At 44.8% G+C, this 22,710-nt stretch carries 23 protein-coding genes; 18 read left to right on the forward strand and 5 right to left on the reverse strand.

Annotated elements, in window-relative coordinates:
* The first annotated feature begins 5 nt into the window (after positions 1 to 5).
* The 9 genes from bchY to Pas1_RS01880 all read left to right on the forward strand — a co-directional run bounded on the left by bchY (position 6) and on the right by Pas1_RS01880 (position 9,405).
* Complete coding sequence (gene bchY, locus Pas1_RS01835) at positions 6 to 1,544, forward strand: chlorophyllide a reductase subunit Y (RefSeq protein ID WP_112294334.1); 1,539 nt, start codon at positions 6 to 8, stop codon at positions 1,542 to 1,544.
* Positions 1,544 to 3,001, forward strand: a complete 1,458-nt coding sequence (gene bchZ, locus Pas1_RS01840) for a chlorophyllide a reductase subunit Z (RefSeq protein WP_112294335.1) — start codon at positions 1,544 to 1,546, stop codon at positions 2,999 to 3,001. Before bchY ends, bchZ begins: the two co-directional genes overlap by 1 nt.
* 142 nt (positions 3,002 to 3,143) lie before the next feature.
* A complete protein-coding gene (gene pufB, locus Pas1_RS01845; protein ID WP_112294336.1) occupies positions 3,144 to 3,296 on the forward strand; it encodes a light-harvesting antenna LH1, beta subunit in 153 nt (50 codons plus the stop codon).
* A gap of 261 nt (positions 3,297 to 3,557) precedes the next feature.
* Positions 3,558 to 3,764, forward strand: coding sequence for a light-harvesting antenna LH1, alpha subunit (gene pufA / locus Pas1_RS01855; RefSeq protein WP_112294338.1), 207 nt, complete (start codon positions 3,558 to 3,560; stop codon positions 3,762 to 3,764).
* An 85-nt stretch (positions 3,765 to 3,849) separates the two neighbouring features.
* A complete protein-coding gene (gene pufL / locus Pas1_RS01860; RefSeq protein ID WP_112294339.1) occupies positions 3,850 to 4,674 on the forward strand; it encodes a photosynthetic reaction center subunit L in 825 nt (274 codons plus the stop codon).
* Positions 4,675 to 4,692: 18 nt separating this feature from the next.
* Positions 4,693 to 5,715: a photosynthetic reaction center subunit M gene (pufM, locus tag Pas1_RS01865; protein WP_225971633.1), complete on the forward strand. Its 1,023-nt coding sequence runs from the start codon at positions 4,693 to 4,695 to the stop codon at positions 5,713 to 5,715.
* Complete coding sequence (gene pufC / locus Pas1_RS01870; RefSeq protein WP_112294341.1) at positions 5,712 to 6,779, forward strand: photosynthetic reaction center cytochrome PufC; 1,068 nt, start codon at positions 5,712 to 5,714, stop codon at positions 6,777 to 6,779. Before pufM ends, pufC begins: the two co-directional genes overlap by 4 nt.
* A 77-nt stretch (positions 6,780 to 6,856) precedes the next feature.
* Positions 6,857 to 8,374, forward strand: coding sequence for a phytoene desaturase (locus tag Pas1_RS01875; protein ID WP_112294342.1), 1,518 nt, complete (start codon positions 6,857 to 6,859; stop codon positions 8,372 to 8,374).
* Positions 8,371 to 9,405 (forward strand): phytoene/squalene synthase family protein, encoded by a 1,035-nt coding sequence (locus tag Pas1_RS01880; RefSeq protein WP_112294343.1) that lies wholly within the window; start codon positions 8,371 to 8,373, stop codon positions 9,403 to 9,405. The genes Pas1_RS01875 and Pas1_RS01880 overlap by 4 nt, the downstream gene beginning before the upstream one ends.
* Before the next feature lie 11 nt (positions 9,406 to 9,416).
* Here the strand turns inward: Pas1_RS01880 and Pas1_RS01885 are convergent, their stop codons facing one another.
* The 5 genes from Pas1_RS01885 to Pas1_RS01905 form a co-directional block, all read right to left on the reverse strand.
* The gene (locus Pas1_RS01885) at positions 9,417 to 10,130 is read right to left on the reverse strand and encodes a carotenoid 1,2-hydratase (RefSeq protein ID WP_225971634.1); all 714 of its coding nucleotides are present in this window, start codon (positions 10,128 to 10,130) and stop codon (positions 9,417 to 9,419) included.
* 158 nt (positions 10,131 to 10,288) lie between these two features.
* On the reverse strand, positions 10,289 to 11,854 hold the full coding sequence (gene crtD, locus Pas1_RS01890; RefSeq protein WP_225971635.1) for a 1-hydroxycarotenoid 3,4-desaturase CrtD: 1,566 nt from the start codon (positions 11,852 to 11,854) through the stop codon (positions 10,289 to 10,291).
* Entirely contained in the window at positions 11,847 to 12,533 is a 687-nt protein-coding gene (locus tag Pas1_RS01895; protein ID WP_112294345.1) for a spheroidene monooxygenase, read from the reverse strand. Before Pas1_RS01895 ends, crtD begins: the two co-directional genes overlap by 8 nt.
* Before the next feature lie 10 nt (positions 12,534 to 12,543).
* Positions 12,544 to 13,959 carry a transcriptional regulator PpsR gene (ppsR, locus tag Pas1_RS01900; RefSeq protein WP_112294346.1) on the reverse strand — a complete coding sequence of 472 codons (1,416 nt, stop codon included), beginning with the start codon at positions 13,957 to 13,959 and terminating at the stop codon, positions 12,544 to 12,546.
* A 1-nt stretch (position 13,960) separates the two neighbouring features.
* Positions 13,961 to 14,740, reverse strand: coding sequence for a cobalamin B12-binding domain-containing protein (locus Pas1_RS01905; RefSeq protein WP_136625598.1), 780 nt, complete (start codon positions 14,738 to 14,740; stop codon positions 13,961 to 13,963).
* Positions 14,741 to 15,090: 350 nt separating this feature from the next.
* On the opposite strand from Pas1_RS01905, the gene bchF reads away from it, so the two are divergent.
* The 9 genes from bchF to chlG are packed head-to-tail and all read left to right on the forward strand — an operon-like array spanning position 15,091 to position 22,710.
* The gene (bchF, locus tag Pas1_RS01910; protein WP_112294348.1) at positions 15,091 to 15,765 is read left to right on the forward strand and encodes a 2-vinyl bacteriochlorophyllide hydratase; all 675 of its coding nucleotides are present in this window, start codon (positions 15,091 to 15,093) and stop codon (positions 15,763 to 15,765) included.
* Positions 15,766 to 15,788: 23 nt separating this feature from the next.
* Entirely contained in the window at positions 15,789 to 16,514 is a 726-nt protein-coding gene (gene bchM / locus Pas1_RS01915) for a magnesium protoporphyrin IX methyltransferase (RefSeq protein WP_112294349.1), read from the forward strand.
* An 8-nt stretch (positions 16,515 to 16,522) separates the two neighbouring features.
* Entirely contained in the window at positions 16,523 to 17,965 is a 1,443-nt protein-coding gene (locus tag Pas1_RS01920; protein ID WP_112295145.1) for a BCD family MFS transporter, read from the forward strand.
* Between the two features lie 56 nt (positions 17,966 to 18,021).
* Positions 18,022 to 18,792, forward strand: coding sequence for a photosynthetic reaction center subunit H (puhA, locus tag Pas1_RS01925; protein WP_112294350.1), 771 nt, complete (start codon positions 18,022 to 18,024; stop codon positions 18,790 to 18,792).
* A 24-nt stretch (positions 18,793 to 18,816) separates the two neighbouring features.
* Entirely contained in the window at positions 18,817 to 19,476 is a 660-nt protein-coding gene (gene puhB, locus Pas1_RS01930) for a photosynthetic complex putative assembly protein PuhB (RefSeq protein ID WP_112294351.1), read from the forward strand.
* Positions 19,473 to 19,934 (forward strand): photosynthetic complex assembly protein PuhC, encoded by a 462-nt coding sequence (gene puhC, locus Pas1_RS01935; protein ID WP_112294352.1) that lies wholly within the window; start codon positions 19,473 to 19,475, stop codon positions 19,932 to 19,934. Before puhB ends, puhC begins: the two co-directional genes overlap by 4 nt.
* Before the next feature lie 25 nt (positions 19,935 to 19,959).
* On the forward strand, positions 19,960 to 21,054 hold the full coding sequence (gene acsF, locus Pas1_RS01940) for a magnesium-protoporphyrin IX monomethyl ester (oxidative) cyclase (protein ID WP_225971636.1): 1,095 nt from the start codon (positions 19,960 to 19,962) through the stop codon (positions 21,052 to 21,054).
* 4 nt (positions 21,055 to 21,058) lie between these two features.
* A complete protein-coding gene (gene puhE / locus Pas1_RS01945) occupies positions 21,059 to 21,811 on the forward strand; it encodes a putative photosynthetic complex assembly protein PuhE (RefSeq protein ID WP_112294353.1) in 753 nt (250 codons plus the stop codon).
* An 11-nt stretch (positions 21,812 to 21,822) separates the two neighbouring features.
* Positions 21,823 to 22,710 carry a chlorophyll synthase ChlG gene (gene chlG, locus Pas1_RS01950; RefSeq protein ID WP_112294354.1) on the forward strand — a complete coding sequence of 296 codons (888 nt, stop codon included), beginning with the start codon at positions 21,823 to 21,825 and terminating at the stop codon, positions 22,708 to 22,710.

A 22,710-nucleotide genomic window follows, 5' to 3' on the forward strand; every position in this document is an offset into this window, starting at 1 on the left:
CTGCTATGAATAAAACCATTATTCCCATTACCCCTGAGGAAAAGTTAAAGACTGATCCTACTTTAGGAGATGGCTTAGGTTGTCACTCCGGTGAAGCAGAGATGCTAGCTGCTGCTAAGGCAGCTGGTAAGTCTGAAACATTGCAGCAGTATGCAAAAGACTATCCAAAGGGGCCGCATGATCAACCACAAAGCATGTGCCCTGCATTTGGAGCATTGCGGGTAGGTTTGCGGATGCGTAGAACTGCCACGATTCTTTCTGGTTCTGCATGCTGCGTTTATGGGTTAACTTTTACCTCACATTTTTATGGTGCACGCCGTAGTGTTGGTTATGTACCATTTAATTCAGAGACATTGGTCACTGGTAAGTTGTTTGAAGATATTCGTGATTCAGTCTATCAAGAAGCCGATCCAGAAAAATATGACGCTATCGTCATCATTAATTTATGCGTACCAACTGCTAGTGGTGTGCCACTGCAATTGTTACCAAAAGAAATTAATGGTGTACGTATCATCGGTATTGATGTGCCAGGATTCGGCGTGCCAACTCATGCAGAAGCAAAAGATGTGCTAGCAGGTGCAATGCTCAATTACGCTCGCAATGAGGCTATGTCTGGTCCAGTCCAAGCACCACGCGCTGGTCGTTCAAGCAAACCAACGATTACTTTATTAGGTGAAATTTTCCCCGCCGATCCGGTTGGCATCGGTATGATGATTGAGCCGATGGGTTTAGCAGTCGGCGCGTCGGTACCCACTCGTGAATGGCGTGAAATGTATCAAGCGCTTGATTGTGTAACGGTTGCCGCATTGCATCCCTTTTACACCTCATGTATTCGCGAATTTCAAGCAGCGGGAAGATCTATTGTTGGATCTGCCCCTGTGGGTTACGAAGGCACCGCCCGTTGGTTGGAGGCCATTGGCAAATCAACCAACACTCCACAAGATTTAATTGCTGCTGCACAAAACCGGATTCTCCCTGCGATTAAGGGCGTACTCGCTGCAGCACCGATCAAGGGCCGCATTACTTTGAGCGGCTATGAAGGTTCAGAACTCATTGTTGCCCGTTTGCTCATTGAGAGTGGCGCTGATGTCCGTTACGTTGGCTCAGCATGCCCACGCACTCCTTGGAGTGATGAAGATCGTGAATGGTTGGAGGCAAAGGGCGTTCACGTTCAATTCCGCGCTTCTTTAGAGCAAGATTTAGCCGCGATGAAAGAGTTCAAACCAGACTTGGCGATTGGAACTACTCCAGTAGTTCAAGCAGCTAAGCAAGCTTCAATCCCTTCGCTTTACTTTACGAATTTGATCTCAGCAAGACCGCTGATGGGTCCTGCAGGCGCTGGTTCACTAGCGCAGGTAATCAATGCTGCGATTGGTAATCAAGCGCGCTTTGATGAGATGAAGGCGTTCTTTGGCGATGTTGGATCTGGCTATAAATCAGGCGTTTGGGAGAATATTCCACAAGATCACCCAGAGTTCAAGGCCGAGGTTCGCCGCAAGCTAGAGAAGAAATTGAAGAAGCGCAAAGCTGAGGAGATGATGTAATGTTTGTCATCGATCACGATCGTGCTGGTGGATATTGGGGGGCGGTCTATGTATTTACTGCAATCAAAGGATTGCAAGTAGTTATTGACGGTCCTGTCGGCTGTGAAAACTTACCAGTAACTTCAGTCCTGCACTATACCGATGCGCTACCTCCACATGAGTTGCCGATTGTAGTTACCGGTTTAGAGGAAGAGCAGTTAGGCCGCGAAGGTACTGAGGGTGCAATGAAACGTGCCCACGCTACTTTAGATCCCGATCTCCCTGCAGTAGTGGTGACTGGCTCTATTGCAGAAATGATTGGTGGTGGTGTTACTCCTGAAGGCATGAATATTGCCCGCTTCTTGCCAAGAACTATTGATGAAGATCAATGGCAATGCGCTAACCGTGCAATGTATTGGTTATGGAGTGAATACGGTACTCGTAAGATTCCAGAACGTAAACCAAGAGCAGAAGGTGAAAAGCCGCGCGTCAATATTATTGGACCCTGCTATGGCACATTCAATATGCCAAGTGATCTAGCCGAGATTCGTCGTCTAGTTGAAGGCATTGGTGCCGATATTAATATGGTGTTCCCGCTAGGATCTCATTTATCTGAAGTGGAGAACCTGGTCAATGCAGATGTCAATATCTGTATGTATCGCGAGTTTGGCCGCATGCTTTGTGAAGCTTTAGAGCGCCCTTACTTGCAAGCACCACTGGGTTTACATAGTACTACTCAATTCTTACGAAAACTCGGTGAATTGCTTGGTTTAGATCCAGAGCCATTTATTGAGCGCGAGAAACACACCACCATTAAGCCAATCTGGGACTTATGGCGTTCAGTGACCCAAGATTTCTTCAGTACAGCCAGTTATGCAGTAGTTGCTAATGAAACATATACCCGAGGTATCCGTCACTTCTTATCAGATGAGATGGGTTTGCCTTGCAGCTTTGCTGTGCCAAGAAAGCCTGGGGAAAAAACCAATAATCAAGATGTTCGCAAACTGACTAAAGAGAAGCCACCACTAGTGATGTTTGGTAGCTACAACGAAAGAATGTACCTGGCTGAAACTGGCAGTAAAGCTTCTTATATCCCTTCATCATTTCCTGGCGCGATCATTCGCCGCCATACCGGTACACCATTTATGGGTTACGCCGGTGCAACATACATCATTCAAGAATTTTGTAACGGATTATTTGATGCGCTCTTTTATATCCTGCCGTTAGGGACGGATATGGACAAGGTTGATGCATCACTTACCCGTACTTATCGATCCAATGCTTTACCTTGGGATCAGGATGCTCAGAAATTGGTTGCGGACTTCATTAAAACCAGGCCAGTACTGATTCAGATCTCTGCTGCAAAAGAGATGCGAGACCGCGTAGAGCAAGATGCAGAAAAGGCTGGCGAAGAAAGAATTACAGCTGCAAGAGTGAAGTCCTCTTGCAAAGAAATTATTGAAGAGGTCGAAGCATGATTTTCTCAACATCAAAAGTTAATTACAACAAATCCATTGATTTGTTGGAAACGGAATGTGGCATGCCGTACGCTACAGCCCATGTCGCGCGGGTTAAGCGCGGTAACGGCCGCAAGGCTATTTTTGAAGGAGGTAATTGGTTATGAGTGATCACAGAACAGGTTCAATATCTGGCCTTACTGATGACGAAGCCAAGGAGTTTCACCAGTTGTATATCCAAGGTTTAGTTGGTTTTACTTCTATAGCTGTCGTAGCCCATATTTTAGTTTGGGCATGGCGTCCTTGGTTCCATTGAAAACGGAATAAATCTTAGGGGAATGATATGAAAATGGATCACGTTATCAGCAGAGAAAAAAATATGATTAGAGAGGACTCAATCACTTTTAATCTTATTTTTATTTTATGTTTCATAGTGTGTTTTGTTATTTCTTTATTCACCCAGATTTTGCCAACGAAGTGGAGTTCTTGGCTTCCTGGAGCTGAAGAAAAATCGCTTATCGATGGCACGAGCTCGGCAGTTTATGGCTTTATGTCTTACTTAAATTAGGAGAAGATTATGTGGAGAATTTGGAAACTTTATGATCCTTTGCGATCAATGGTTGTTCAAGGTATTTTTCTGTTTGGTCTTGCAGCGATGATTCACCTCATTTTGCTTAGCAGTGTGCGTTACAACTGGTTGGATGGTTTGAGCCAAGCCCAGTTCAAGGCAATGGAAGCAAAAGAAGGTTCTGCAATGCCGCCAGCAGTTCCAGCAGCAAAGTAATTTGTATAAAAAAATGGTGAATAGGGTTAGGTTAAAACGAGTTTTAGCTCAACCCTATTTATCCATTCATTGGAGAGCATAAAAAATGGCCATGCTTAGTTTTGAAAGAAAGTATCGTGTTCGGGGCGGTACATTAGTCGGTGGGGACTTATTCGATTTTTGGGTGGGGCCGTTTTATGTTGGATTTTTTGGTGTCACCACTGTTTTCTTCGCTTTTTTAGGCACTGCACTAATTCTGTGGGGTGCTTCACAGGGGCCAACATGGAACCCTTGGCAGATTAATATTGCACCACCGGATATTAGTTACGGATTAGGTTTTGCTCCCTTATTAAAGGGCGGGCTATGGCAACTGATTACAGTCTGTGCCTTAGGCGCATTCTTTTCATGGGCCTTACGGGAAATTGAAATTTGTCGAAAACTCGGCATGGGTCTTCATGTTCCCTTTGCCTACTTAATGGCGGTATTTGCTTATTTCACTCTGGTCATTATTCGGCCTGTGCTGATGGGTGCATGGGGTTATGGATTCCCATACGGCATCTTAAGCCACCTAGATTGGGTTTCTAATACGGGCTATCAATACTTACATTTTCATTACAACCCAGCCCATATGATTGCTGTGTCTTTATTCTTTACTACGACCTTTGCCCTCGTTTTACATGGCGGCTTAGTCTTGTCATCCACCAATCCGCAGAAAGGGCAGTTTGTTAAAACACCTGAGCACGAAGATACATTCTTTAGGGATGCGATTGGTTATTCCATTGGAACTTTGGGCATACATCGCCTTGGACTATTTTTGGCTTTAGCAGCAGTTTTCTGGAGTGCCGTTTGTATTGTGATTAGTGGTCCATTTTGGTCTCGTGGTTGGCCTGAATGGTGGGGTTGGTGGTTGAACCTCCCGATTTGGCGATAAGAGAGGAATACAAATATTATGGAATATCAAAACCTTTTTACTCAAGTACAGGTAGTTGCGCCACCGCATCACGGTGTTTCTATTGATCCCTATGATGAGCGTGAGCGCTTTGGTGAACCTAAGCTATACCATTTATTTGGTCGTCTAGGTAATGCTCAGCTAGGACCAATTTATTTAGGTCGCTTAGGTTTAGCCTCTTTATTTTTCGGCATTATTGCCTTTCAGATCATTGGCTGGAATATGTTGGCCTCAGTGAATTGGAGCCCAATTCAATTTGTGCGCCAATTATTCTGGTTATCACTTGACCCACCTTTACCTAAGCATGGCCTATCTTTGTTTATGCCATTAAATGAGGGCGGCTGGTGGATGATGGCTGGTTTCTTCCTCACGTTATCGATTTTATTGTGGTGGGCAAGAATGTATCGCCGCGCTGTTGCCTTGGGTATGGGTACGCATATCGCCTGGGGCTTCTTAGCGGCGATCTGGTTATATCTAGTATTAGGATTTATACGTCCCATCATGATGGGTAGCTGGAGCGAGGCAGTTCCCTTTGGAATCTTCTCCCACTTAGATTGGACTGCGGCTTTCTCATTGCGTTATGGCAATTTGTTCTACAACCCATTCCATATGCTATCGATTGTCTTCCTCTATGGATCTGCACTCTTATTTGCAATGCACGGCGCTACCATTCTGGCAGTGAGTCGTTTTGGAGGAGAGCGTGAGATTGAGCAAATCGTCGATCGTGGTACAGCCTCAGAAAGAGCTGCATTATTCTGGAGATGGACCATGGGCTTTAACGCCACAATGGAATCGATTCACCGTTGGGCTTGGTGGTTTGCTGTTCTAACCCCTCTTGTTGGCGGCATTGGTATTTTGCTAACTGGAACCGTAGTAGATAACTGGTATTTATGGGCTGTGAAGCACCACGTTGCCCCTTCCTATCCCTATGTATTTGGTACTCCAGTGGCTGATCCTGCTACCTCTGGATTTGTTCTGCCGCCTACTCCTGCTGCTCCTGTTATCACAGGAGTTAAGCCATGAAGTTGTTGAGAAAATTTTTAATATTGCCGGCATTGCTGGTAAGCATTCTGTTACTGTCAGGTTGCGAGAGACCGCCAATGGAATCGGTTCAGCATGGCTTCCGTGGAACTGGTATGGACCTTGTCTATAACCCTCGTTTATTAGCTGAGCAAGCACAGAAAAATACTGTACCTGTCTCATATGGGCCTGCGCCAGCTGATGGACCTAAAGCAGGAGCGGCATATAAAAATGTAAAGGTTCTTGGTAATCTCAGTGTTGCTCAATTTGGTGGATTCATGGTTGCAATCACCAGTTGGGTAGCGCCAGAACAAGGTTGCACCTATTGCCATAATCCTGCAAACTTTGCAGATGACTCGCTGTATACCAAGCAAGTCGCGCGCAATATGATTTTAATGACACAACGGGTGAATACGCAATGGCAAGACCACGTTGCTCAGACTGGTGTGACTTGTTATACATGCCATCGCGGTAATAACATTCCTCAGCAGGTTTGGTTTAAAGAGCCAAAACAACAAACTGGTAATGGTCTTCTTGGTAATAAAAATGGGCAAAATACTCCGGTAAGTAGCTCGGGTTATGCTTCCTTGCCAAATGACTATTTCTCTCAATACCTCAGTAAATCAAGCAACATCAGAGTGGCAGGTAATACAGCATTACCAACGGGTAATAAGCACAGCTTCAATGAAACGGAATCGACCTATGCTTTGATGATGCATTTTTCAAAATCTTTGGGGGTCAATTGCACCTATTGTCACAATTCTCGTAACTTCTCATCATGGGAAGAAAGCCCACCTCAAAGAGCAAGGGCTTGGTATGCGATTCGAATGGCGCGAGATATTAACAATAACTATATGGAGCCTATCAAGGGGTTATTTCCTCCGCATCGTTTAGGTCCAACAGGTGATGTCGCTAAAGCCAATTGCGCTACTTGCCACCAAGGCGCTTATAAGCCTCTTTATGGTGTATCGATGTTGTCAGATTATCCTTTTTTAACTGGACCTGCTAAGGTGACTCAGAAATCAAAAGATTCTGATCCTGCAGCGAAATCAGTGGCAATGAAGTAGTCTATTGCTTGTTCACACCAATAGCGTCATAGGTTCAATATGACGCTATTTTTTTGTAGAAAATCTAGTTTAAGTAAATGTTAAAAAAAGCTGACTTGAAAGAAGATGAAGTATCAACTGCGATTGTCATTGGTAGTGGCTTTGGTGGGTTGGCAGCTGCTATTCGTTTATCTTGCAGAGGTTACAAGGTCATTGTTTTAGAAAAGCTCGATGCTCCAGGGGGCAGGGCTTACGTCCATCATCGCGATGGATTTACGTTTGATGCAGGGCCTACCATCATTACTGCGCCATTCTTGCTTGAAGAATTATGGGGGTTGTGTGGTAAGAAGATGTCAGATGATGTGGATCTGCGCAGAATGGATCCTTTTTATCGAATTCGTTTTGATGATGGTACTCACTTTGATTACACGGGTGACCCAGCCAGAATGCGTGCTGAAGTTGCGAAGTTTGCACCAGAAGACTTGCCAGGTTATGAGCGATTTTTAGCCGAAGCAGAAAAATGCTACAAACTTGGATTTGAAGAACTTAGCTCAACAGCATTTGACTCAATGAGTGATTTAATTCGTGCAATTCCATCAATGATCAAAATGAAGGCTTGGGAAAGTATTTATAAATTAGTTGCACGTCATTTGAAGAATGACAAGATACGTCAAGTGATGAGTTTTCATCCACTTTTAATTGGGGGAAACCCGTTTTCTGTTACTGCAGTCTATGCGCTCATCAACTCTTTAGAGCGACGCCATGGAGTGCATTCTGCGATGGGCGGAACAGGCTCTTTAATTAAAGGCTTAGCGGGTTTATTGACTGGAAGAGGTGTTGAAATTCGTCTGAACTCTGAGGTCAAGCGCATTGAAGTGGTAAATGGGAAAGCTCAAGGCGTAACGCTAGCTAATGGGGAATTTATTCCTTCAGATATTGTGGTCTCTAATGCGGATGCTGCCTGGACTTATCAAAAATTGATTGCCCCAGAGCATCGCAAAGTGTGGACTGACTCCAAAGTAAATAAGAGCAAATACTCTATGAGTCTTTTTGTTTGGTACTTTGGTACGGATCAGCAATATCCCGATGTTCCTCACCATATGATCTTGTTGGGTAAACGCTATAAAGACTTATTAACAGACATCTTTAAGAAACATGTGCTTGCCGATGACTTTAGCCTATATTTGCATAGGCCAACTGCCACCGATCCATCTCTAGCTCCTGCTGGAGGCGATACTTTTTATGTATTAGCTCCAGTGCCGAATTTAGCCAGTGGCACAGACTGGGCTAAAGAAGCTGAGCCCTATCGTCAAGCGATCGCTAAGTACTTGGATAAAAGTGTTTTGCCGGGGTTCGAAAAGCATCTTAAAACGTCCTTTTGTATGACACCGCAAGATTTTCAGGATCGCCTCTTATCAGTGAAAGGTGCTGCATTTGGTTTTGAGCCACTTCTGCTCCAAAGCGCTTGGTTTAGGCCGCATAACCGTAGCGAAGATGTTAAAGGCCTTTATATGGTTGGCGCTGGAACTCACCCAGGTGCGGGTATCCCCGGTGTTTTATCTTCTGCAAAAGCATTAATGTCTGTAGTACCAGATCCTAAAAAAGTTCTAGCATGAGTCAAAATATTAAAGACCTTCAAGAGTGTGTCGCAACTATGCGAGATGGATCCAAGTCCTTCTTTGCTGCCTCTAGAATTTTGCCTCAAAGAGTTAGAGATCCTGCAACTGCACTCTATGCATTTTGTCGGATTACTGACGATGTTGCGGATGCGGTAGATGCAGAGCCTGATGCAATTCCTAAGTTGCGTGAACGTCTTGATCGAATCTATCAAGGCACGCCAGATGATATTGCTGCTGATCGAGCCTTATCCATTGTTGTCAAAGAATTTGATCTTCCCATCAGTTTACCCCTAGCCTTAATAGAAGGTTATGAGTGGGATACACAATTTAGAACTTACGATACCTTAGAGGACTTATTGGATTATTGCGCTAGAGTTGCCGGTACAGTAGGAGCAATGATGTGCGTCATCATGGATCGTCGGGAGCCTGAAACTTTGGCAAGAGCTTGTGAGCTTGGCCTTGCGATGCAGCTCACTAATATTGCACGTGATGTTGGCGAAGATGCTGCTAATGGGCGAATCTATTTACCTCTGAATTGGCTGAGAGAGGCTGGTCTAGATCCTCAAGCCTGGTTAAGTAAGCCTGAGTTTAACGAACAAATTGCGAGTGTTATTGCTCGTCTCTTAAAGCATGCCGATGTTTTGTACTCTCGTGCAGAAAGTGGAATTTCTGATTTACCGTGGGATTGTCGTCCAGCAATTCAGGCAGCTCGATTGATTTATGCAGAGATTGGTCGACAAGTAGAAAAACTTAATTTGGATTCTGTTTCAACAAGAGCTTATGTACCCTCTAAGAGAAAAGTCATTCTTTTGGCAGAAGCCTTTACCGCAATTTCTAAGATATTTTCAAGGCAGCTTAAAGTGGATGCCGATAAAGCCATTCAGTATTTAGTAAATGCAGTCATTAAGGTGCCTCATGAAAAGCGTTTCGAAGGAACAGCTCACGATCGTTTACTCTGGTTTGTAGATCTGATGGAGCGACAAGAGCAACGTCGTAATCCACGCAAGAGTGGTAGGGCTCTACAGTAGTTATTGGGGCATTACCAAGTAACGCGGGGCATTCTCCAGGGGAGCATGAATTGCGTTGTAGCTAAAGTAAGCTTCGGTACGCTTAAGGTCTCGTGAAATGAGAGCACCTTTTCTCCCAGTAGTTCAGAATTTAAAACAGAGCGGGTATAAAAGGGTGTGTTTTCTAAAATCTTTTGCACTCTCAAACTCTCAGAATTTTGATTGCGCATATGCCCCTGAATACCCCATATCGTTTTTGGCAGTGCTTGCCTTGGAGGGGGCTCAAAGTGATCAATCGTGCCATTGGGATTAAATGTCAATGCCAATATATTTTCTTGGGCATTCTTTTCTCGCACATCATAAATTACCGAAGTTCTGCCACCACTCATTTCTGCTCTTGACCAATCCCATTCATGAAAGCTTTGGCTGATGGGCTCATCTCCTTCATTAGAATCTAAATAAGCATTCCCTTCCCATTTCAAGTCTGGAGAATTTAAGTTCACCTTGACACGTGCTGATGGGGCCAGAGGCCCCCAGCGGTGCTTACCAGCAGCATCTAGTGGCGTACTAAAGTTAAATAAGCTGTTGGGATAGAGTTCAACAGTGCCTGCGATCTTTTGCCCAAAAGGAACTGCACGTTCTAATATTTGAATAGTTAATTTATTACCGTCCCATTGCAGGCTGCTAGGGCCAATGACAAACTCGCTTGAGTTTCGGGAGACTTGTTTTTCTCCTCGCTCAGTCATAGCCCAACGATTTTTTCCGGGACTATAGATCGCAATATTCAGAGAACAATGATTTTCAGGGTTGACTGCCGGATTATTTCTTCTTGCCCAGGCATAGTAGGGGGAGAAAACACTACCAACAAATGCAATCAGTACGATGCCATTCTTACCATCATCGCTTAGAGCATCGATGTACCACCAGAGATAAGCATTCTCCCTGACAGCTTGATCAAACCGAGGTGATCCATCAGGGTTGCGGCCGCCATGCGTCCCGATAGTGCTGCCATTGGCACTCCCGGACCTGGATGCACGCTGCCCCCCGCTAGGTAGAGACCCGGAATCGGGCTTTGCGCTGAGGCTCGCCCAAAGGTTTCCATCCAGCCATGATTGGCTTGGCCGTAAAGAGCTCCACCCGTTGCTGGAAATAGTTGATTGAAAAGAGAGGGCGTTGTGCGTTGACATATTGCGCTATCCAAGTCGATATTAAGACCACATTGTTGTAGAAGGCTAAAAGTTTCTTGTTCGCATGCTTCAATTTCTTGAGTACTGAATTCTGACTGATCGCCATTTGCTGGAGCATTGACTAGGCATAGTAGTCTTTCAGGGTTTGAGCTTGATTGATGGACATCACCTTGATCCTGAGCGCATACATATACCGTTGGCTTTCGGGGGAGACGTTTTTTTTGAAAAGTATCATCAAACTCAGCACGATAGTCTTGATTAAAGAATACATTATGTCTGACTAAAGGAAAGCCATCTGCTTTAGCATTGATGGACCAAGTAACTGCAGAAAGCGATCTTTTGGCTGCGCTAGGTGCTGCCATTTTTGCATTCAATGATTGCTTACTGGCTGGGTTCAGTAGACCCGTTTGAAGCGCAGCCAGATCACCATTAAAAATGACTGCTTGTGCTTGAATGCTTGTGCCGTCAGCCAATCTCACTCCACTAGCACGACCTTGCTCTATTAGGATTTCTTCGCAGGCTTGGCCAGTCATGAATTGGACACCTTTATCTTGCGCTAACTTCTGAAGGGCTTTGACTAGGCTGTACATGCCACCTTCAATTGCCCATACCCCTTGCGCCTCCACATCAGCAATTAACATTAAGGTAGCGGGTGCTTGATAGGGGGATGATCCGCAATACGTTGCGTATCTTCCAAAGAGTTGGCGCAATCTGGGGTCGTGGAAGTAGTCGCCGAGTGATTTCCATAATGTATTAAATAAGCCAATCTCGTACAAGACCTTGGATCCTGATATTCCAAGATCCGTAATCATGCCTCCGAAGCTAGGCTTTTCAGAAAGCATGTAGGGTTTCTCAAGTGCTCGATAGAGTTTGCGGCATTGTTGGGAGAATTGAAGAAAGCGATCTGCTTCCGCCGCAGAAGAAAATTCCTTGATCGCTTCGGCTGACTGATCCACATTAGCAAATAAATCTAGCCGCTCATCTTTGCTCCATGCATGACGGGCCAATATTTCCAGCTTAGTAATCTTTAGTTCAGATTCTAAGGTGGTACCCACTTTTTGAAAGAGTGCATCAAAAACCCAGCGCATGGTAAAGACCGTTGGACCGGAGTCTATCGGCGCAGGAGAGAGAGGGTCGCTAGAACAATTTAATTGCCGAATCTTGCCGCCTAGTCGATCCTCTTTTTCTATCAGAATGACTTCCACTCCAGAGGATGCCAGATCGAGTGCGCAACTTATGCCACCAATGCCGCCACCGACAATAACAACTGGCAGTTTAGACAAGGGTGCGACCTTTCCAGCTGCCATCTGCATCAAAAGGGATGTAGCGAGAAAACATGGATTCAGAAAAATAATGACCACTCAAGGACGCGCGAATTGCATTTTGGTGAGCACCTTGTCGGGCATATTGATCCATCGCCGCTTGAGACTCCCAAATGGTGAAGGTTGCCTGTCGAAAGAAGGGCGCTTCACCAACTCCGGCGGCAATAATGCAACCAGAAGATTGCCCAAGTGAGATTTCTGCTGCGGGTTGCTTGCGCCAAAATGGAATGCAATATTGCGGCTTTATAGATGCTCTGGTAATCGATACGATTGGACCGGCAGAGGGTGCTTCAGCTGTGATGTGTGGAGCGAAGCCTGACCATTTACCTTTGATGGAATAGGCCTTCAGTTTGACTGAGAAAAAATCCTGAGCATGTGCTCTATACCAGCGAATTAATCTTGAGGATTGGTAAAACTGTTCTAGGCTAGCTATGTCTTGAAAAACGCAAAATAGTGCTTGATGGGTTCCGCTGGGATGAATCGAGAAGCCACCATTTTTACCTGAACCCATATGTTTATAGAATTTCAGTCCTGGAGTTCTCCAGAGCCCTAAGCGGGCAAACATGAGTCTGAGAATACCGCTGATTTTTGCTGATAATTGGATATCAACCAAAACCATTAAGGCAACTTGGCCGTTCATTACGGTCTTTCTAATCAATAGCCTTAATGTCGCTATCTACTAAGCCATATTTTCGCAGCTTAATATATAGGCTTTGACGTGATAAGCCTAAGATTTCAGAGGCTGAAACGCGGTTGTCATTGCTTAAGTCTAGGGCAGCCTTGATGCAAAGTTCCTCAATCAAGTCAGTTGTCTCGGTAAGGATGTCCTTTAGAGGAACTTTTCCAACTAACATTGATAATTCTTCAGAGCTACGCACTAGTTTTTTGTCTATGCGTTTGCCTTTGTTTTCCCTCGAATCGATTTGTCGAAAAATCATACCAACACAAGCGCGTGGATGGGACACGGATACTGCAGAAATATCGACCAATTTAAAGCTACTACCATTGTTGCTAATCGAAGAGATGCAGGATTGCGCACTCGCTCTTCCCTTAAGGGATTGCATCATCCGATCAAAATCCGCTGTCTCTGAGCCTAGATAATTTTGTATAGAGGTGCCGATTAATTCTTGCTCACCCTTGGCACTGCTTAACTTAATAAAAGCTTTATTGGCTTTTAGGATTAGGCCTTCCGGGGTGCAAACGACAAAACCGTAAGCATTATTTTCAATAGCCTTCACGGTTAAAGAGTCCGACTCTAATAACAGAGCTGGTTGGTTGAGGTCCAGTGGATTCAGATTCAGTAGTAAGTGGGGTTTCCCGCTATTGGTAAAAGAGCTTGCGCTGATATGAATTTTTTTGCCGCCAATAAAAGAGGTGTTTAAGTCTCTAGACTCACCTATTTCGAGCATCTCTTGAAAAAAGCTGGTTACTCTACTGAGTTCATCGGCGGGTAGGAGCGATAGAAACGATCTTCCAATGCAATCATTTTTAGCAACCAGTAGTTGTTTGATAGCATTGTTATTCATCTCGACTATTGGGTATCCATCATCCGCTTGAAGAATGATGATGGATTCAGCGCCTATTTCAAAGATAGACCGAAAGCGTTCTTCCAGCTGATTTATTTGCAGATAGTTTTGACTTATCTGTTTTTGAGCTGCCACTAAATCTTGTTGAAGCTGAGCAACTTCTGCAAGATCTCTACCAATCACAATAATTTTTTGATTCGACAGCGCCTTGATAGAGGCGCACATGATTGGTAATGAGCTATCTTTCGCATTGCTAGAGAGATTAATTTGTCTAAATTTGGAAATATTGTCTCGGTTGGCATCGTCCAACAAGTGCTGAACTTTTTTTCTACTGTCAGGCTCCACTACCTCTAGCCATTTTTTCCCAATGAGATCATCTGGAATATGCTTTGCTAGACTCTGTTTATGGGAGTAGATATCTTGTATTGATCCAGCGTCATCCAATACAAAGGAGATGTCTGTGGATGCTTGCGCTAAATGGCTAAGCTCTTCACTACTTAAGTTCTGAAAGAGGTTATGTGGTTGCTGTGAAATGGGCATCTTAATTTAAGCGAGTTCTTTGTGATAGCAGGTCAGAAACTCTTTTGATAGCTTCTTCTGCCGTAAGGGCACAAACGTCTGCAGAGCAGCTACTGACTAGCTCGGGTTTAAAGTCGAACAACGGACCGCCCACCATCGTCAACACCCCTTTATTTTTTGAGACTCTTTTTATTTCTTTTAACAATGATTCCATTGTATCCCACTGAGCCTCAGTTGAGACAGAAATGGCAACTAAATCACAGGCTTGCAAACGAATTCGATCCTTCAACTCGTCGCTAGAAATTTCAATTTCTACCGTTGTATTCCAGCCGGCGAGTTTGAAAAACTCACCCAACATTAAGATGCCTAGGGTGTGCTGTGATCCTGGCACATTAACAAGAAGGGCATTTCCCTGGAACTCGCTGAAATTACTTTGATTTACGAAGATGGGGCTAAGCTGGTGAATCAGATTCTGAGCGCGGCCTAGGGCAAGCGTGACCTCCGTAAAGCTATTTTCATCATTCTCCCAAAGCTCTTGTAAGCGCCTAGTAGATGCTGGGATGAGATTGACATAAAGGGAGATAAGAGAATGCCCCGATCTTTGCATCCGTTCAATATAGGAGAAGCAGTCTTCTACGGGACCATCTAGTAGCGTTTGGCAAAAATCGACAATTTCAGTCTGTTTCACCTCAATCTCACTAGCTTCTTCTCCATTCTGATCATCGGCAGAAAAAAGTTTATGTCCCATGAGCAAGCGGGGAATGATTTCAGATTCGATGGTTTTATTGAGCCACAGCATCATTTCTGCATTATCTAATTCGCCTAAATTAGATTCGAATTTTTTTTTCAGCGATTCCGACAAAGCCCATCTCCCAAAGATGTAATGAGTAATACAAAGCGAAGGGTGCTGAATGCTCACCGAAAATATGCTGCAGTGCAATAAGTAATCCAGTTTGTGTCAAAAGGGACTACTTTGATCCGGTACCATTTAGCCTCCTTTTTCAGGAACTTGCCATAGGGAAAATACCAGTCTAGGGTTATCCCGAGGACTTTCTTTTCTTAAATACCGTAAACTTTCTGTGACACTTTTGGCTTTAAAAAGTGCGTTACCGATTGTCTTAAAGTTGTTTTGGAAAATACAGCAGACTGTGCATGCAAAAAATATATAAACCTCTTTACACCCCAGAGGAGAGGGTAAGAAGAGACCAGACTAAATGGACCCTGGTTCAGGGAATTTTAGCGCCCGTTCAATTCTTAGTTTTTTTAGTCAGCTTATATTTAGTTGTTCGTTTTTTGTGGACAGGGGAAGGGGAGTCCGCGGCCAATATCTCGGTGGTGGTGAAAACTTTAACGCTCTACACCATCATGATTACTGGATGCATTTGGGAAAAAGTAGTCTTCAATTGCTACTTATTTGCGCCGGCATTCTTCTGGGAAGATGTCTTCAGTATGTTGGTATTGCTTTTGCATACTCTATATCTAGTGGCTTTAGCAACGGGATACTTAGACCAATATCAATTAATGATTTTGGCATTAGCGGCATATGCAACTTATGTGATTAATGCAGGCCAATTTATTTGGAAGTTGCGGATGGCGCGCTTAGATCAAGAAAAGAAGCAGCGCGAGTCTCGGATTGGCGCTGAGGCTATTCGCCTTGAAGCTGCTCAAGCGGCGAGTGTTTATAGCTCTAAAGCCACCTTAACCGGTTTAAGTGCGGAGGAGGCGGAAGAGTTGCATCGCAATCTAGTTCAAGGGACACAATTTTTTGGATTTATAGCAATCATTGCGCATCTCCTCGCCTATATTTATTCCCCTTGGTTGAAATAATTTAAAAGACTCCCTCACTACTCATGCAAAAGAATTCATACACCCAAAAACGTAGCCAGTTAGAGGAATACTTTGACCGGACGGCGGTTGATGCTTGGGCGAAGTTAACTTCGACTGCGAAAGTGAGTGGTATTCGCGCCAAGGTCAGAGCAGGTCGTGAAGAGATGCGCCACCTACTACTTAGTTACTTGCCAAACGATTTGACTGGGCACCGAGTGTTGGATGCTGGCTGTGGCACGGGAGTGTTGGCAGCCGATTTAGCGAAGCGCGGGGCACATGTCCTCGCGATTGACTTATCACCCACTTTAGTTGATTTAGCTCGCGAGAGAATTGGCAATGATTTTGGAGCGGGCTCTATTGAGTTTCGCTCTGGCGATATGCTCGATCCTGCCTTAGGTGAATTTGATCATGTCGTTTGTATGGATTCGATGATTCATTATCACCATTTGGATATTGCTGATGCTATGGCCAAACTGGCTGATAGAACTCGAGCCAATATCGCCTTTACTTTTGCTCCCAACAATGCGGCACTGAGTACATTACTCACTCTTGGCAGCTTATTTCCGCGTAGTGATCGATCACCGTTTATCCAACCGATTTCGATGGATTCCCTCACCAGAACTTTTAGTCAGCATGATGGTCTAGTTGATTGGGCGCCAGTGAGCACCCAAAAAGTACAGCGTGCTTTTTATTTTTCACAGGCTATGCGTCTTAGTAAGAAGCAGGCCAATTCAAGCACAGTACGATAGAGATGAAAATGTTTACTCTGACCTGGCGCGGCAAAGAGCTATTTGAAAATTGGAAACGAGTGAGTCCAAGATTCTTGCCTTTTGCTGATATCGCCACCAAAGAGTTGCCACTCAGCCGTCTCTTAAGGCTATCGCTATTTCAGGTCTCAGTAGGCATGGCAATGGTGATGCTCATTGGCACCTTAAATCGCGTGATGATTGTTGAGCTGCAAGTGAGCGCCGCTTTAGTTTCGATTATGGTTGCTCTACCCTTACTATTTGCGCCCTTTAGAGCCTTGGTTGGATTTAAGAGTGATAGTCACAAGTCTTTCCTTGGCTGGCGCAGAGTGCCTTATATCTGGATTGGCTCCTGGTTGCAGTTTGGTGGCTTTGCCATCATGCCCTTTGCATTAATTCTGTTGTCAGGTGACACCACATGGCCTACTTGGTTTGCACAAGCAGCAACTGGGCTAGCTTTTTTATTGGTGGGTGCTGGCATGCAGACTACGCAAACGGCTGGCTTGGCTTTGGCATCAGACCTCGCTGAACCTCAGGCCAGACCTAGAGTAGTTGCACTCATGTATATGATGCTGTTAGTAGGTATGGCAGTCAGCAGTGCCATCTTCGGCTATTTGCTTATTGACATTACACCTCTGCTGTTAATTCGCGTAGTGCAGGGTGTCGCTGCTACTACTCTGATACTCAATGTAATCGCAGTCTGGAAGCAAGAGCCTCGCCAGCCCCATTTAACAGCCTACTCAACTCCAACCCCTAGCTTTAAAGAAACTTGGGCAACTTTTGCAAAGCAAGGCAAAGTGATGCGTTTCTTAGTGGCCTTAGGTTTGGGCACGGCGGCCTTTAGCATGCAAGATATTATTTTGGAGCCGTACGGCGCTGAAGTGCTGGGTCTATCAGTCAGTGCAACCACGGTATTGACCAGCTTAACTTCATTAGGAGCCCTAACTGCTTTTGCTATAGCAGCGCGTTATTTAAATCGCTCTATTGATTCCTATCGCCTTGCTGCCATTGGCGCTCTATTTGGCATTCTGGCATTTAGTTGTGTGATTTTTTCCGAACCATTGCTCTCCCCAACGCTATTTCGTTGCGGTGCATTTTTGATTGGCTTTGGAGGCGGTTTATTTTCCGTAAGCACCTTAACAGCTGCAATGAGTTTTGAGTCGGGCGGCATGAATGGTTTAGTTCTCGGTGCCTGGGGTGCAGTACATGCTTCCGCATCGGGCATTGCTATTGCGGCTGGCGGCGTAATACGTGATGGGATTTCTAGCTTAGCGACCAGTGGCTTGTTAGGGGACGGTCTGCTATCTACCGCTACAGGTTATAGCTTTGTTTATCACATTGAATTTTATTTACTGTTTATTACATTGATCGCAATTGGGCCTTTAGTCATTATGAACAAGCAGCCCGTGATGAATGGTTCTCAGAAGTTTGGTTTAGATGAATTACCGAGTTAAATAGCGGCACAGTATGTTTTTTCACATTAAGCGTTATTGTTAAAAGGGAGAGCAAGATGGCAACCGGAGCAATTACAGAATATGTAGATGTTGCGCAATTAGTGCTGTATGCATTTTGGGTATTTTTTGCAGCGCTAGTCTATTACCTTACTATCGAAAGTAAGCGTGAAGGGTTTCCGCTGGAATATGACATTCGAGGCGAGACACGACGAGCTGCCGGAATTGCGGGTATGCCGGCACCGAAGACTTTTCATACGGAGTATTGGGGTGATGTGACCGTTCCAAAAGATGGGCCTTTGGAACAAGTGGCCGCCAGACCTTCAAGCTACCTCAATGGCGCTCCTTTAGTTCCAACCGGAAACCCAATGTTAGATGGCGTTGGACCAGGTGCATTTACGAAGCGCGCAGACATTCCTGATATGACATCAGAAGGTCAAAAGCGAATTCTGCCTGGACGTTTACTCGGTCAATTTACGGTAGCCAAACAAGATAAAACGCCAGTTGGTATGGAAGTCATGGGTGACGATGGTTTGATCGCTGGTACCGTGAAAGAGCTCTGGATTGATCAGGCTGAAGTCGTGATTCGCTATTTTGAAATTGAAACCTTGCCAGAGTTTGGTGGCAGAAGAGTATTACTGCCGATGAATTTCTCACGAATTCATCGGGACTATATCAAGGTTGAATCGATTCTTGCGAATCAATTTGCTTTGGTTCCAGGGTTAAAGAGTCAGGATCAAATCACCCTATTGGAAGAAGAGAAGATCATGGCTTACTTTGGTGGCGGAACCTTGTATGCAACACCTGAGCGTCAAGAACCCCTTATTTAAATTGCTATTCATTGAAAGTATTTTGTGAATCAAAAACCACATCAATCAGCAGAGTATGAGTTTGAGGCTGCCTTAGGGCTGCCAGAACCATTGCCACAAGACGAAGTGATCTTGTGGCAGGGCGCTCCCAATTGGATCTCTATGGCTAAGCATGTATTTCGTTTGCAGTGGCTTAGCTTGTACTTTGCAGTGATTGTGATTTGGCAAGCGATTTCAGTATTCGGTAGTGAGGGTGGCTTGGCCGAAGGATGGAGTAGCGTAGCGCTTGCCTTCTTCTTAGCTGTGATTGGTCTTGTGTTGGTTGGACTATTAGCTTACTGGTCTGCAACGACGACTATGTATACCTTAACGAACCGTCGTATCGTAATGAGGGTTGGCATTGTTTTGACTGTGACATTTAATCTCCCTTATAAGACATTGGGTAGTGCAGATCTAAAGCTATACAAAGATGGAACGGGCGATATTCCGATGCAGATTGCTACCGAGGATAAGATTGCCTTCTTTCATTTATGGCCTCATGTACGCCCATGGCGTTTAGCTACACCGGAACCTATGATGCGTTGCGTTCCTGATGCCAAGGCAGTTGCAAGCATATTGACAGAAGCTTGGACTGTATCTACCGGACTTAGCAAAATGGAAGTACTCGATGCTCAAGTGACACAAGCGGGAGTGCAGACGGCATGAGCGCTCCAGAAAGAAAAGATTTTCTATCGCCAGTAGCAAAAATACTGGTTGTCGACGTCATCGTCATCGTGCTCTTATTGGTATTTATTAATAGCCGCGATTTAAGTCAGGTGAGAGAGTCGGATGCAGCGCCATTTAAAGTCTTGCAATTGCGCTTTGAAGATCGGCCAGATGGCTCGATTGCCGTCATTAATTACAAAACTGGACAGCAGATTGAGTCTGTTCAGGGTGAGGCAGGATTTATTAGGGGTACTTTGCGCGGGCTTGCCCAAGAAAGAAAGCGTAGGGGCTTGGACAGTGGGCCACCCTTTGAGCTCATTTACAGAGCGGATGGTCGCTTGACTTTATCGGATACAGCAACGGGTCGCATGGTCGATCTGGAGTCTTTTGGGCCTACGAATGCGGGAACATTTTATAAATTGCTTGACCCAGTGCATTTAGCAGCAACAGTTAAATAATTTTTCTTTTTATTTGGAGTAGGAAATGAATTTAGATAGCGCAGAAAGTATGTTGCAAAGTCAAATCCCTGCAAAGGGTGAAATTAATGAATCTACCAAGATGGCATTGGAAGATGCTGTATTGAGCCCGCGCTTTTATACAACCAATTTTAAAGAGATGGATCGTATCAGCATTGATTCCTTGCGCCCGGAGTGGGATGCATTGATGGCGGAGTATGAAGGTGACAATAATCATGATCATTTTCAACGTCCTGCAGATATGGAAAAAGATTATTCCAATCTACACCCAGCTTTATATGACGAGTTTGTTGATTTCTTGATCAGCTCCATTACTTCCGAGTTCTCTGGTTGCATTTTGTATGCAGAGATCAAGCGTAAAGTCACTAATCCAGATATGCGCATGTTGTTCGGTTACATGGCTAGAGATGAAAGTCGTCATGCGGGCTTCATTAATCAGTGGCTCAAAGACTTTAATATCGGTATTGATCTAGGTTTTTTGGCGAAATCCAAGAAATATACTTACTTTAGGCCTAAGTTTATTTTTTACGCCACGTATCTCTCCGAGAAGATTGGTTACGCCCGTTACATCACCATTTTCCGGGAGATGGAAAGTCGCCCCGAAGTTCGCTTTCATCCGATCTTTTTATGGTTTGAGCGCTGGTGTAATGACGAGTTTCGCCATGGCGAGTCCTTTGCGCTCATCATGCGCGCCAATCCTAAATTACTTCAAGGTGTTAATAAGTTATGGATTCGTTTCTTCATTCTCGCGGTATATGCCACGATGTATGTTCGTGACCATACCCGGATTGAGCTTTATAAGGCCATGAAGATCTCGCCAACGGATTATGACAAGAAGGTACTTTTTATTACCAACGAAATTATTAAGCAAGTTTTCCCAATTTCTGTGAATTTAGATGACCCCCGTTTCTATCAGTGCCTTGAAGAGATGAGGGCACTGTTCGAAAAGATGGATGTTTATAAAAAAGAGGGTGGCCTCATCAACAAGTTGAAGACGGCTCTTTTAGGTGCTCGTGCTGGCATTGTATTTTTGAAGCTGTATTTCATGCCAGTGCAAGACAATGCCTTACCGGCTGATGTTCGCATGATTCCTTCTTGGTAATTTGATGAACATTGTTTGGCCTATTCTCTACTCGATTTTTATCTGGTGGTTTAGTACCGGGATTATTCTGCTCTTAAATCAGCGTGATCCCTCCACTTATAAAAATACTTTTTGGGTAAGTGGCATGGTGCTCGCAATGGCTTTGGTAGGGCTCAAAACCAGTGCTAATTTAGACACAGTCGCTGGCGCGTATTGTGGTTTTACCTGCGCCATTTTGGTTTGGGGCTGGCAAGAAATTGGTTTCTTATTTGGCTATGTCACCGGTCCTTGTCGAGAGCCCTGTCCAGAGAGTTGTCGGGGTTGGCAGAAAGCGTATCTTGCATTTAAGACAATCCAGCATCATGAGATTGCGTTGGTCATTTTGGCTCTAGCCGTGACTATGATGACTTGGGGCGGCTCAAATCAGACTGGATTTTGGACTTTTATAATTCTTTGGCTCATGAGGCAGAGTGCGAAGTTAAATATCTTCTTGGGTGTTTTAAATCTCAATGAGCGCTTCCTGCCCAATCACCTCAAATATATCTTTACTTATTTCACCTGTAAGCCAATGAATCCATTGCTACCGATATCAGTGATCGGCGGTGCTCTTTGTGCAATTCCATTATGGCAAGCTGCGTTCGATCCTAATGCAAGTGATTTCGTGGTTGCCTCAATGTCATTAACTGGCGCTATTTTGTCTTTAGCGGTCTTAGAGCATATTTTGATGGTGGTTCCTTTTTCTAGCGAAGGCTTGTGGAAATGGGGGATGCGATCATAAATACACCCACCATGCGCCGCTTTCCTGCGCCGTCCGCAATTTTAGAGTTACTAAAACCCATTACTTGGTTTCCACCCATGTGGGCTTTTGCATGTGGAGTCATTGCAACCGGCGTTTCCTTTGAGGGACGTTGGCACTTATTAATTGCTGGAGTGATTCTCGCTGGCCCGATGGTCTGCGCTGCTAGTCAGGCAGTAAACGATTGGTTTGATCGTGAAGTGGATGCCATTAACGAACCGCAGCGTCCTATTCCTTCTGGCCGGATGCCAGGGGCTTGGGGTTTATATGTCGCAATTATTTGGACCGGCCTCTCACTCTTATTGGGTTGGCTAATTAGTCCATGGGCATTTGTGGCAACACTGCTAGGCCTCTTGCTGGCTTGGTTCTATAGCATGCCGCCATTGCGCTTTAAGCAAAATGGTTGGCTGGGTAATGCGGCTTGTGGAATTTCTTATGAGGGCTTAGCTTGGTTTACAGGCTCAGCGGTAATGATGGGGGACTTATTCCCATCCACTCCATCTATTCTTCTCGCTATTTTGTATAGCATCGGCGCGCACGGCATTATGACTTTGAATGACTTCAAGGCAATTGAAGGTGATCGTCAAATGGGCGTGCTTTCTTTGCCTGTCCAACTCGGTGTTGCAGGTGCCGCCGAGAATGCTTGCTTGATGATGTTAGCTCCCCAGTTTGGCGTATTTGGCCTGTTACTGATCTGGGGTGCTTATTGGCAGGCTGGTGTGATTGTGCTGTTGATAGCGGGGCAAATAGTGATGATGCGTAATTTCCTGCTGGACCCAGTCAAGCGGGCATTATTTCTGAGTGGTTTTGGGGTGCCATTGTTTGTTGCAGGAATGATGGTGAGTGCATTTGCAGTGGCAGGACGTTTCTCGGTCAATTAA

This window comes from Polynucleobacter paneuropaeus, from assembly GCF_003261235.1.
GTDB classification, from domain to species: domain Bacteria; phylum Pseudomonadota; class Gammaproteobacteria; order Burkholderiales; family Burkholderiaceae; genus Polynucleobacter; species Polynucleobacter paneuropaeus.